The sequence below is a fragment of the Streptomyces sp. NPDC033221 genome, from assembly GCF_055577005.1.
Window position 1 is genome coordinate 6,945 of the sequence record NZ_JBVIQN010000037.1, and the last position, 12,238, is coordinate 19,182.

General features: G+C 71.8%; 6 protein-coding genes, 4 tRNA genes and 1 pseudogene. 7 read left to right on the forward strand and 4 right to left on the reverse strand.

Annotated elements, in window-relative coordinates:
• The 3 genes from ACZ53K_RS34620 to ACZ53K_RS34630 form a co-directional block, all read right to left on the reverse strand.
• Window positions 1-1,925 (reverse strand): DEAD/DEAH box helicase (locus tag ACZ53K_RS34620; RefSeq protein WP_468844680.1); only part of this gene is annotated, 1,925 nt, incomplete at its 3' end.
• 283 nt (window positions 1,926-2,208) lie between these two features.
• Entirely contained in the window at window positions 2,209-2,757 is a 549-nt protein-coding gene (locus tag ACZ53K_RS34625; protein ID WP_468844682.1) for a hypothetical protein, read from the reverse strand.
• Window positions 2,758-3,008: 251 nt separating this feature from the next.
• Window positions 3,009-3,359, reverse strand: coding sequence for a metallopeptidase family protein (locus tag ACZ53K_RS34630; protein WP_385237831.1), 351 nt, complete (start codon window positions 3,357-3,359; stop codon window positions 3,009-3,011).
• Window positions 3,360-3,478: 119 nt separating this feature from the next.
• Between ACZ53K_RS34630 and ACZ53K_RS34635 the strand changes: the two are divergent.
• The 4 genes and pseudogenes from ACZ53K_RS34635 to ACZ53K_RS34650 all read left to right on the forward strand — a co-directional run.
• Window positions 3,479-5,095, forward strand: a pseudogene (locus ACZ53K_RS34635) (metallophosphoesterase family protein); the annotation flags it as partial.
• A 208-nt stretch (window positions 5,096-5,303) separates the two neighbouring features.
• A tRNA-Glu gene (locus tag ACZ53K_RS34640) sits at window positions 5,304-5,376 on the forward strand.
• A 48-nt stretch (window positions 5,377-5,424) separates the two neighbouring features.
• A tRNA-Asp gene (locus ACZ53K_RS34645) sits at window positions 5,425-5,499 on the forward strand.
• A 4-nt stretch (window positions 5,500-5,503) separates the two neighbouring features.
• A tRNA-Phe gene (locus ACZ53K_RS34650) sits at window positions 5,504-5,580 on the forward strand.
• Window positions 5,581-5,717: 137 nt separating this feature from the next.
• Here the strand turns inward: ACZ53K_RS34650 and ACZ53K_RS34655 are convergent.
• Window positions 5,718-6,824 (reverse strand): ABC-2 transporter permease, encoded by a 1,107-nt coding sequence (locus ACZ53K_RS34655; protein ID WP_468844685.1) that lies wholly within the window; start codon window positions 6,822-6,824, stop codon window positions 5,718-5,720.
• A 222-nt stretch (window positions 6,825-7,046) separates the two neighbouring features.
• On the opposite strand from ACZ53K_RS34655, the gene hrpA reads away from it, so the two are divergent.
• From hrpA to ACZ53K_RS34670, 3 genes are all read left to right on the forward strand, one after another.
• Window positions 7,047-11,141 (forward strand): ATP-dependent RNA helicase HrpA, encoded by a 4,095-nt coding sequence (gene hrpA, locus ACZ53K_RS34660; RefSeq protein WP_468844688.1) that lies wholly within the window; start codon window positions 7,047-7,049, stop codon window positions 11,139-11,141.
• 109 nt (window positions 11,142-11,250) lie between these two features.
• Window positions 11,251-11,325, forward strand: a tRNA-Asp gene (locus tag ACZ53K_RS34665).
• Between the two features lie 251 nt (window positions 11,326-11,576).
• Window positions 11,577-11,903, forward strand: coding sequence for a DUF6274 family protein (locus tag ACZ53K_RS34670; protein ID WP_468844691.1), 327 nt, complete (start codon window positions 11,577-11,579; stop codon window positions 11,901-11,903).
• Window positions 11,904-12,238 lie beyond the last annotated feature (335 nt).

The window sequence follows — 12,238 nt, forward strand, 5'->3', positions numbered from 1 at the left end:
CCGGAACGGTCGTCGCGGCGGTCACGGCTGAAGCCGCCACGGTCGCCACCGCGGTCACCACGGTCGTCACGGCGGTCACGGCTGAAACCGCCACCCGAGCGGTCGTCGCGACGGTCACGGTTGAAGCCACCACCGGAACGGTCGTCGCGGCGGTCACGGCTGAAGCCGCCACGGTCGCCACCGCGGTCACCACGGTCGTCACGGCGGTCACGGCTGAAACCGCCACCGGAACGGTCGTCGCGACGGTCACGGTTGAAGCCACCACCGGAACGGTCGTCACGGCGGTCGCGGCGCTCGTAGTTGCCCCGCTCGTCGCGGTTCGTGGAGCGGCGCGGTGCCTCGTCGGCCTCGGGGGCGGCCTGGGCCGGGACAACGGCCTCGGCGGCCTCCTCCACGGCGGCCTCGGCGGCGGCCACGGCCTCCTCCGGGTCCTCGCCCCGCTCACGCGCGGCGCGGGCGGTCAGCCGGTTGGCCTCCTCGCGCAGCTCGGCGGCGCGGCGCTGCGCGCGCTCCAGCTCGCGGGAGAGCTCCTGGGCCTCGCGCTCGGCCTGCTTGGCGGAGTTGGTCGCCGAGTCGGCCTGCACCTCGGTGAGCGAGCGGGCGCCGGTGATCCGGGCCACGTCCTCGTCGAAGGCGCCGGCGCCGCCGACGATGTGGCGCGAGGCGTCCACGCCCGCGTCCTCCATGAGGCGGAAGATCTGGCGGCGCTGGTGCGGCAGGGCCAGCGAGACGACCGTGCCGGACTGGCCCGCGCGGGCGGTACGGCCGGAACGGTGCAGGTAGTCCTTGTGGTCGCCGGCCGGGTCCACGTTCAGGACCAGGTCGATGCCGTCGACATGGATACCGCGGGCGGCGACGTCGGTGGCGACGAGGACGTTGACGTAACCGTCCTTGAAGTCGGCCAGCGTGCGGGTCCGCGCGCCCTGCGTCATACCGCCGTGCAGCGCGTCGGCGCGCACACCGGAGTCGCACAGCTGCTCGGCGACGCGGTCGGCGCCGAGCTGGGTGCGGACGAAGATGATGGTGCGGCCCTTGCGGGCGGCGATGGCGGCGGTGACCGGTGCCTTGTCCTTCGGCTTCACGACCAGCACGTGGTGGGTCATGGTGGTGACGTTGCCCTGGGCGCTGTCGACCTCGTGCGTCGCCGGGTTGGTCAGGTAGCGCTTGACCAGGGTGCCGATCTCGTTCTCCATCGTGGCGGAGAACAGCATGCGCTGGCCGCCGGACGGAATCAGGTCGAGCAGCTCGGTGACCTCGGGCAGGAAGCCCAGGTCGGCCATCTGGTCGGCCTCGTCCAGGACGGCGGTCTCGACGTCGTCCAGCGAGCAGGCGCCGCGGTTGATGATGTCGCGCAGCCGGCCGGGGGTGGCGACGAGGACGTCGACGCCGCGCTCCAGCGCGTAGATCTGGTTGCCCATGGACGTACCGCCGCAGACGACCTTGAGCTTGAGGCCCAGGACGTCGCCGTACGGCTGCAGCGCGTCGCTGACCTGCATGGCCAGCTCACGGGTCGGGGTGAGGATGACGCCGCGCGGGCGCTTCTTCGCGGTGTTGCCGCCGGCCAGGCGGCTGAGCAGCGGCAGACCGAAGGAGAGGGTCTTGCCGGAGCCGGTGCGGCCGCGGCCGAGGATGTCGCGGCCGGCGAGCGCGTCGGGGATGGTCGCGGCCTGGATGGGGAACGGGGTGGTGACACCGTTCGCGGCCAGCTTGCGGACGATCTTCTCGTCGAGGCCGAGGTCACCGAAGGTGATCTGCGGGGCCGCGTCCTCGGCGGGGGCGTCGGTGTCGGTGTCGACGGCCGTCTCGGCCGCTTCGGTCACCTCGGCAGGCGTCTCGGTGACGGCCTGGTCCTGCGGCTGGTCCTGCTGGGGAGCCGCCTGCTCGTCGGCAGCGGGCAGGACGGACTGATCAGTGGAAACAGACATGCGAAATGCGAAACCTTCCGGAGTCTCGGCACAGGCACGCGCCCAAACTCCGTGAGACTTCACAAACGACCGCCTCAATGCGGTCAGCCACGGCAAGGGAGAGAACGCGCCACACGGCGCTGCATCATGCGCCGGGCAAATGGGATCAAACGATCTACCACCATACTCACTTCGACCCCCGGAAGGCAAATGCCCTCCCGAACCCCCGTTCCCCACCGCGCCCACCTGGCCACATGCCCCCCTCTGCCCGCACTGCCGCCCCCGGCTGCCCATCGCCCTCCGGCTATCCCCCGCCCTCCGGGTTCGACGGCGCGGGCGGCGCGGTCGACGGGGACGGCGCGGGAGAACTCGGCTGCGGGTCCGGGCTCGCGCTCGGTGTCGGCTTGACGGTCGGGGTCGTACGGGGCGGCTGGGCGGTCGGCGAGGGCCGGCCACTGCCGGGCCGCGGCGGGCCGGGCGCCGCGGGGCCGGCGCCGGGCGGTCCGGGCTGCTCGGGGCCGGGCGCGGCGCCCGAAGCAGGTTGCGGTTCCGGCTCCGCCTCGCCCGCCGACGGAGTGTGATCGCTCGCGGGCGCCCCCGCATGCCCCTCCACGCCGTGCGCCCCACCCGTACGCCCCCTGCGGTCCGGGCCGCCACCGCGGCTGTCCGCCGTCCCGCCGTCCGGCGCGGGGCCGCCGTCGGGCCGCGCGGACGAGCCCGACGGCTTGACGGGCTCCGCGTCGCTCACGCTCATGCACCCGCTCAGCGACGCGGCCAGGGCGGATGCGGCGGCCACGGCGGCGGCGAGACGGGTCAGGGCCGGGCCGGGAAGGGGGGAAGCGATCGGGCGCACGGGCGGGACCTCCGGATCCGGAGCGCGGAGACTGCGGAGATGAACGCCCTGCCCAACTCCCGCCGGGCGTCCGAGGACACGCGCCGGGGGCGCGGGATCGCGTCCGTACGGGCCGATCCGCACGCCGGACATCACCGGGCACCGTCCCGAACGCCACTAATACCGCGAACCGGCCGGGGGCAGGTCGGGGGCCGACTGCGGGCCGATGGCGGGTCGGCCTCGGGTCGGTCGCCTCGCCCCCGGCCCTCCCCTCACCCGTACCCCAGCGCGTGCAACCGCTCGTCATCGATCCCGAAGTGGTGCGCGATCTCGTGCACGACGGTCACCTCCGTCTCCGCCACCACGTCCTCCCGCGTGTCGCACATCCGCAGGGTCGGGTTGCGGTAAACGGTGATCCGGTCGGGCAGCACGCCCGCGTACCACTCGCCCCGGTCGGTCAGCGGCGTCCCCTCGTAGAGCCCCAGGAGGTCGGGGTCCTCGGCCGGTGGTTCGTCCTCGACGAACACCGCCACGTTGTCCATCAGCCGTGTCAGCTCCGGCGGGATCCGGTCCAGCGCCTCGGCCACCAGTTCCTCGAACTCCTCGCGCGTCATCTCCAGCACACCACCCATTGTCCGCCACGCCACCGCACAGCGGGGGTGCCGCGCGGCCCGACGGCGGCCCCCGCGCGCGGGCCCGCTTCCGGGGCATGACGGGCGCGGCACCCGGGAATACGCGCCCAATGGCCCGTGTCGCGCCGCCCGAGGACGCCGCCCTCGGCTCCTCCGGCTCCTCCGTGCTCCGGCTGCTCCGTTCGTCACTCGCCCGGGTGCGGGGGTTACCCTCCGCCATCGTCCGCGACTACCGCTCCCACCACACCGTCCCCACCAGCACCCTCACCCACACCCCGCACCCGTACGCCCGCGCCCTCGGCCTGCTCGCCGTCACCCTGCTCGGTGCCTGGCTGGGCCTGCTGATCGTCGGCAGCATCCACGCGCCGGTCGGGCCCGTGGACACGAACATGACACTGCGCCCGTCGCTCACCGGCGGTACGAAGATCAACGTTTCCCCGCTGGGCGCCCTGGAGCTGCGCAGCCACACCGCGCCGATACGCCTCGACGTCGACGTCGACCGGCTCGACCCCGCACGCTCCCAGGCCCTGGTCGACCACCCGGAACGGTTCGCCGGCCTCCAGGAGCAGGTCACCCGCGACGTCATCAGCGGCACCGGCACCCTCGCCTTCCGCTCCTGCGTCGCGGTGGTCTCCGGAGCCACCGCGCTGGGCCTGGCCGTGTACCGCAGGCCGCGCCGCGCGCTGGCCGCGGGCGGGCTGGCGCTCGCGCTGCTGGCCTCGTCGGGCGCCGCCGCGTACGCCACCTGGAATCCGAAGTCCGTCCTGGAGCCGAAGTTCTCCGGGCTGCTGTCCTCGGCGCCCTCGGTGGTCGGCAACGCCCGCAACATCGTCAGCGAGTTCGACGTGTACCAGCGGGAGTTGGCGCGCCTGGTGACGAACGTGACCAAGCTGTACGAAGCCACCTCGACCCTGCCCGCGTACGCGCCCGACCCCACCACGATCCGGGTGCTGCACGTCTCCGACATCCACCTCAACCCGGGGGCCTGGCAGATCATCAAGTCGCTGGTCAAGCAGTACAAGATCGACGTGATCATCGACACCGGCGACACCATGGACCACGGCTCGGCCGCCGAGAACGCCTTCCTGGACCCGGTCGCCACGCTCGGCGCGCCGTACGTCTGGGTGCGCGGCAACCACGACTCCGCCACGACGCAGAAGTACCTCGCGACCCGCAAGAACGCCACGGTCCTCGACGACGGGCGGGCCGTCGGCGTCGGCGGGCTGCGGATCGCCGGGGTCGGCGACCCGCAGTTCACGCCGGACCGCTCGGTCGTCGCGGAGGGGGACTTCTCCGAGCGCACGGCGGGCGGCAAGCTGGCCGACTCGCTCCGTACGCAGCGGCTCGCGGGCACGCCCGTGGACATCGCGCTGGCGCACAACCCGGTCGCGGCGGCGGAGACGGACGGCCTGGCCCCGCTGGCACTGGCCGGCCATGTGCACCACCGCGAGAACAGCGTGCTCCCCCGGGGCACCCGGCTGATGATCGAGGGGTCCACGGGCGGCGGCGGGCTGCGCGCGGTGCAGGGCAAGAAGCCCGCACCCGTTCAGGCGTCCGTGCTCTACCTGGACCGCAGGACCCGGCTCCTCCAGGCGTGGGACGAGATCACGCTCGGCGGACTGGGCCTGTCGAAGGCCGAGGTCAGCCGCCATCTGCCACGGGAGAACCGGCCGGGGGCCACACCGTCGCCGAGCACCGGGCCCCCCCGGGACCCGCTCCCCGGCGGCCTCCTCGGCCCCACCCGGCACGCCCTCCCCCGGCGCCCCGTAGGCCCGCGGAATGGCCGGGGCGCACGGCCCGTCACCCGCTCCGGCCACCCCACCCGAACGCCGCCACCGACGGGCTCGAACAAACCGTTTTGGCGAACGGTCCCTGCATCCCATATGCTTCTCACGTCCCCGACGGCGCCCCACAAGGCACCAAGGCGGGCCATCAGCCCTCATCGTCTAGTGGCCCAGGACGCCGCCCTTTCAAGGCGGTAGCACGGGTTCGAATCCCGTTGGGGGCACGCATTACCGTGTGCGAGACTAGGTTCGCCTGATCTCGCACAGTGCAAGGTCCTGTGGAGCAGTTTGGAGTGCTCGCCACCCTGTCAAGGTGGAGGCCGCGGGTTCAAATCCCGTCAGGACCGCTGTGGCTGGGTAGCTCAGTTGGTACGAGCGATCGCCTGAAAAGCGATAGGTCGCCGGTTCGACCCCGGCCCCAGCCACCAGCAGTGGGAAAAGGCCCCGATCTTCGGATCGGGGCCTTTTTCCTTGCCCGTACGGTACGCCTACGCCCTCCCGGAGGGCCGGCCCCCGGGAGGGGACCGGCCTCGCGCCCGCCGGAGGCATCAGGAACACCGGGACGTCAGGACCCCGCCGCGCCCGCCGCCCCCGCCTTGTGCACGCCCGACCCGAGCGCCCCCACCTCGCGCCCGCCCGGGTGCCGGTGTCGCCAGGTCCAGAAGACCGCGCACGAGACCAGCGCCCAGCCGGCCAGCACCAGGAACGGGAAGAGGTGCTGCGAGGCGCCGAAGTAGACGGCCGTGTGCTGCGCGTTGATGGAGGCGCCCGGCGGCAGCCAGCGGCCGATGTGCCCGAGGACGGACGGCAGCAGCGGCCAGGAGACCGCGCCGCCCGAGGACGGGTTGCCCAGCAGCACCATCAGGCCCCAGGTCGGGATCATCGCCCAGCGCCCGATCAGGGTGTTGAACATCGTGAAGACCATGCCGGACGTGAACATCGTCAGCGCCAGGATCAGCCAGGACTCCACGAACGGCAGATCCAGCGCGCCCAGCAGCCAGTCCACCACCGCGGCGATCGCGAAGGCGCCGAGCAGCGCGTACAGCACCGTGAAGGCGATCCGCTCCAGCGGATTGAGCCCGCGCGCGTGCACGCTCAGCTGGATCGCCCCGACGAACCCGATGATCACTGCGGCGAGCGAGATGTAGAAGAGGGCGAGCCCGCGCGGGTCGCCCTCCTGGAGCGGTTTGAGGTCCTTGACCTCGACCGGCACGCCGACCGCCTGGCCCACCTTGGGCCCCGCCTGTTCGAGCACCTGCGCCACCTGGGCGCCCGCCGCCCCGGCCACGTCCAGCTCCACGCTCTTGTCCCGCACCCGCAGGATCGCGAAGACCTCCTGCTCCTCGATGCCCTCCTGGGCGGCGGCGTACGAGTCGTACGCGTGCAGCTGGAGGGAGGCGTTCAGGGCCTTCTCCATGCCGCCGACGACGGCCTTGCCGTGCGGGGAGCCGGGCGGGCCGACCACCGCGGTCGGGATGTGCCGTGGGGTCGGGTTGGCCATGGTGTACGTGTACGAGCCCGCGAAGAGACCGGCGGCGATGGCGAGGATGAAGACCAGCACGGTGGCGGGCAGGAACGGCGACTTCTTGAACGCGGCCCATCTCTCGGCCCTGGTGGGAGGCCGTCCATGGGCGCCGTGCGGCTGAGGGTGGTCACCGTGCTGATCAGACATAAGGCCACGCTAAAGCACCGAACCCGGACATTCTCCTAGTGGTCGGCCCACCGTGGGCGAGGGCCGCCGGGGGGCGGTCGGGAGAAGTCGGGAGGGCACGCCGGGAGCGCCCGGAAGGCCCTCCCGTACGCCCACCGCGACCCCGCCTCATCCCCTCCCGGCCCCGAACCGGCCGCAATTCGTTCGCCACCGTATTCACGGAGGTGAGATCCTGGGGGTCGTATGTCCAGTCAGCCTGCCTCCGCCCGGCCCGACGGTGCCGCCCCCTCCCTGCCCGCTCTCCTGGAGCGGCTGCCCGAGCTGATGCTGCGCGACCAGCAGCGGCTGGGGCGCCGGCTCGACGGCGCGCGCCGGATCCGTAAGCCCGAGGCCCGCGCGGCCGTGCTCGCCGAGATCGCCGAGGGGGTCGAGGAGGCGGAGCTGCGGGTCGAGCAGCGCCGCGCCGCGGTGCCCGCGATCACGTATCCGGAGCAGTTGCCGGTCAGCCAGAAGAAGGACGAGATCCTCGAAGCGATCCGCGACCACCAGGTCGTGATCGTCGCGGGTGAGACCGGGTCCGGCAAGACGACCCAGATCCCCAAGATCTGTCTGGAGCTGGGCCGCGGCGTACGCGGTCTGATCGGGCACACCCAGCCGCGCCGGATCGCCGCCCGTACGGTCGCCGAGCGGGTCGCCGAGGAGCTGAAGACCCCGCTGGGCGAGGCGGTCGGCTGGAAGGTCCGCTTCACCGACCAGGTCGGCTCCGAGACCCTCGTGAAGCTGATGACGGACGGCATCCTGCTCGCGGAGATCCAGACCGACCGCGAGCTGCGCCAGTACGACACGATCATCATCGACGAGGCCCACGAGCGCAGCCTCAACATCGACTTCATCCTCGGGTATCTGGCGCAGCTGCTGCCCCGGCGGCCGGACCTGAAGGTCGTGATCACCTCCGCGACCATCGACCCGGAGCGGTTCGCCCGGCACTTCGGTTCCTTCGCCGCCGTGGCAGCGCCCAGGGACGGGAACGGGGTCAAGGACGGCGGCAAGGACGGCGGCCAGGGCGGGGACGAGGCCCCGAGCGCGCCGATCGTCGAGGTGTCCGGCCGTACGTTCCCGGTGGAGGTCCGCTACCGCCCGCTCCTGGAGGAGGGCGGCACCGACAGCGACCGCGACCAGATCACCGCGATCTGCGACGCCGTGGACGAGCTGCAGGCCGAGGGCCCCGGCGACATCCTGGTCTTCCTCTCCGGCGAGCGCGAGATCCGCGACACGGCGGACGCGCTGAACAAGAAGAACCTGCCGCAGACCGAGGTGCTGCCGCTGTACGCGCGCCTGTCGCACGCCGAGCAGCACCGTGTCTTCCAGCGCCACACCGGCCGCCGGATCGTGCTCGCGACCAACGTCGCGGAGACCTCGCTGACCGTGCCGGGCATCCGGTACGTCATCGACCCCGGCATGGCCCGGATCTCGCGCTACAGCTACCGCACCAAGGTCCAGCGGCTGCCGATCGAGCCCGTCTCGCAGGCCAGCGCCAACCAGCGCAAGGGCCGCTGCGGCCGGACCAGCGACGGCATCTGCATCCGGCTGTACTCGGAGGACGACTTCCTCACCCGGCCGGAGTTCACCGACGCCGAGATCCTGCGGACGAACCTGGCCTCCGTCATCCTGCAGATGACCGCGGCCGGCCTCGGCGACATCGAGAAGTTCCCGTTCATCGACCCGCCGGACCGCCGCAACATCAAGGACGGCGTCGACCTGCTGCACGAGCTGGGCGCGCTGGACCCGAAGCAGAAGGACCCCAAGAAGCGGCTCACCGAGATGGGGCGCAAGCTGTCCCAGCTGCCGGTGGACCCGCGGCTGGCCCGGATGGTGCTGGAGGCCGACCGCAACGGGTGCGTACGCGAAGTCATGGTGATCGCGGCGGCGCTGTCCATCCAGGATCCGCGCGAGCGGCCCGCCGAGAAACAGCAGCAGGCCGACCAGCAGCACGCCCGTTTCAAGGACGAGACCAGCGACTTCCTGGCGTATCTGAACCTGTGGCGGTACGTCCGTGAGCAGCAGAAGGCGCTGTCCTCCTCGGCGTTCCGCCGCATGTGCCGGGGCGAGTTCCTGAACTATCTGCGGATACGCGAGTGGCAGGACATCTACTCGCAGCTGCGTACGGTCGCCAAGACGATGGGGGTCCACCTCAGCGAGCAGGACGCGGCGCCCGACCCCATCCACACCTCCCTGCTCTCCGGTTTGCTTTCGCACATCGGGTTGAAGGACACGGACGCCAAGAACGAGTACCTGGGTGCCCGCAGCGCCAAGTTCGCGACCTTCCCCGGCTCGGCGCTCTTCAAGAAGCCGCCGCGCTGGATCATGTCGGCGGAGTTGGTCGAAACGTCTCGCCTGTGGGCGCGGGTGAACGCGAAGATCGAGCCGGAGTGGATCGAGCCGCTGGCCCAGCACCTGGTGAAGCGGACGTACAGCGAGCCGCACTGGGAACAGAAGATGGCCGCGGTGATGGCGTACGAGCGGGTGACGCTGTACGGCGTGCCGATCGTCGCCCAGCGGAAGGTGAACTACGGGCGGATCGACCCGGAGACCTCGCGCGACCTGTTCATCCGCAACGCCCTGGTCGAGGGCGACTGGCGCACCCACCACCAGTTCTTCCACGACAACCGGAAACTGCTCGGCGAGGTCGAGGAGTTGGAGCAGCGCGCCCGGCGGCGCGACATCCTCGTGGACGACGAGACGCTCTTCGACTTCTATGACCAGCGGCTGCCCGAACACGTCGTTTCGGGTGCCCACTTCGACTCGTGGTGGAAGAAGAAGCGTCACGACGAGCCAGACTTGCTCAACTTTGAGCACTCCATGCTCATCAACGAGTCCGCCGAGGCCGTCACCAAGGATGACTACCCGGACTCCTGGCGGCAGGGGAAGCTGAAGTTCCGCGTCACGTACCAGTTCGAACCGGGCGCGGACGCGGACGGTGTGACCGTCCACGTCCCCCTCCAGGTGCTCAACCAGGTCTCTTCCGAAGGCTTCGACTGGCAGATTCCGGGCCTGCGCGAACAACTGGTGACCGAACTGATCCGTTCGCTGCCCAAGCCGATCCGCCGCAACTACGTACCGGCGCCGAACTTCGCCGCCCGCTTCCTGGACTCGACCGTGCCCCTCCAGGGCGCGCTGACCACGTCCCTGGCGGCCGGTCTCCAGCGGATGGTGGGCGTACCGGTCGACCCGGCCGACTTCGACCCGGCCAAGGTCCCGGACCATCTGAAGATCACGTTCCGGGTGGTCGACGAGCGCCGCCGCAAGCTGGCCGAGGCCAAGGACCTCGAAGCGCTGCGCCTGAAGCTCAAGCCCAAGACCCAGGCGGCCCTCAGCAAGGCCTTCGCGCAGGCCGCCGAGCGGCCCGCCAAGGACAGCGCAGGCGGCGCGCCCGCGGGCGGCGGGGCACCGGCCGGCCTGGAACAGCGCACCGGCCTGACGTCCTGGACGCTCGGCACGCTCCCCCGCACGTTCGAGACCCGGCGCGGAGGCCAGCCGCTGAAGGCGTACCCGGCGCTGGTGGACGAGGGCGCGAGTGTGGCCGTACGCCTCTTCGACACCGAGGCGGAGCAGCAGACGGCGATGTGGACCGGCACCCGCCGTTTGATCTTGTTGAATATCCAGAGCAACCCAGCCAAGTTCGCGCAGGGCAAGCTCACCAACCAACAGAAGCTGGCACTGTCGGCCAACCCCCACGGCTCCATACAGGCCCTCTTCGACGACTGCGTGACCGCCGCCGCCGACCGGCTGATCGCCGCGCACGGCGGTCCGGCCTGGGACGAGGAGTCCTTCCGCAAGCTCTTCGACGCGGTCCGCGCCGACCTGGTGGACGCGACAATGCGGACGGTGCAGCAGGTACGGGAGGTACTGGCGGCCTGGCAGGCGTGCGAGCGCCGCCTCAAGGCCACCACCTTCGCCTCGCTGCTCCCGTCCCTCACGGACGTCAAGGAGCAGCTCGCCGCCCTCATCAAGCCCGGCTTCGTGACCGCGCACGGCGCCAAGCGCCTGCCGGACCTCATGCGGTACCTGGTCGCCGTGGACCGCCGCCTCCAGCAGCTCCCCAACAACGCCGAGCGGGACCGATCCCGGATGGCGAAGGTCAAGGAGATGCAGGACGAGTACGCCTGGCTGCTGGAGCAGTACCCCCAGGGGCGGCCGGTGCCGGCCGAGGCCCGGGAGATCCGCTGGATGATCGAGGAGCTGCGGGTGAGCTACTTCGCGCACGCGCTCGGCACCGCGTACCCGGTCTCCGACAAGCGGATCGTCAAGGCCGTGGACGCGGCGGTGCCCAAGGTGTGACCGGCCGCGGGGCCCCTCCGGGCGGCCCCGCGGGACCGGGTTCGACCGCACCCCCTGACCTGCTGTAGAGTCTTGCTTCGCAGCACCGCGCAAGCGGAAGCCGCACCAAGGTCCTGTGGAGCAGTTTGGAGTGCTCGCCACCCTGTCAAGGTGGAGGCCGCGGGTTCAAATCCCGTCAGGACCGCATCGTTCGGCCCGTGTCCCTCTGGGACACGGGCCGTTTGCGTTGCCCGGGGAGCGCGCCGGCTGTTTGCGTCGGCCGGGGGCTCGACAGGCTGTTTGCGTCGCCCCGCGCGTGGGGAGTGTGGACGGGAGCGGCGCGCCACCCGTGGCCGGAAGGTCCGGGTCGTACGGGCCCGGGCCGATGCGCGTATTGACTGGGGCACGTACCACCGGTAGTCACGAGGAAGGGCGCGGGGCCGGGAGGAGTGTGCGATGCCGACAGCCGCCAGGCACGAGACCAGGGCACTGCTGCGGGCACATCTGTCGGCCGCCACGGGTTATCGCCACCTGACCCGCCACTGCCCCGTATGCGCCCGTCTCCTGCGGCTCGCCATGGAACCCCGCGGCCGCGCCGCCGACACCCCGGCCGCCGACTCCGCCGCCCGGACGCCCGCGAGGCCCTCCACGGGCCGCTCCGCGGCGTCTGACGCCCCGCCGGGCGCGGGCCCGGCGTCCGCCGAAGCGCCGCCGGCGGTGACCGGCCCGCCCGTGGGGGCGGCCGCGACGGCGGACGGGGACCAAAGTCCCCCGGGCCGGTGACCAACGGCGCCTTTCCCACCGCCCCTGCGGTGGGAGGCTGTTGAGCAGGAGAGGCCACGTCGGCCCCACTATCGCAGCGGCGTCGGCGCCACAACCTTCCCGGCCTGTGATGGGTGTCACCGGGCGGGTTTCGGGAACCGCGTTGCTTACGGCCGCCCTACACCCGGTCAATTTAATATGTGCAATTGCACCGCCCGCCCGGCAGCCCTTGGACTGGACCGGAGAACGGCGGGGGTCCGCCCTCGGCGCCCCCCGCGGGCGGTGTCCAGCCGGCCGGACCGGCCGTCCCGCACGGGTCGTGGCGCGCACAAAAAAGATCGCGCTGGACCCGGCGG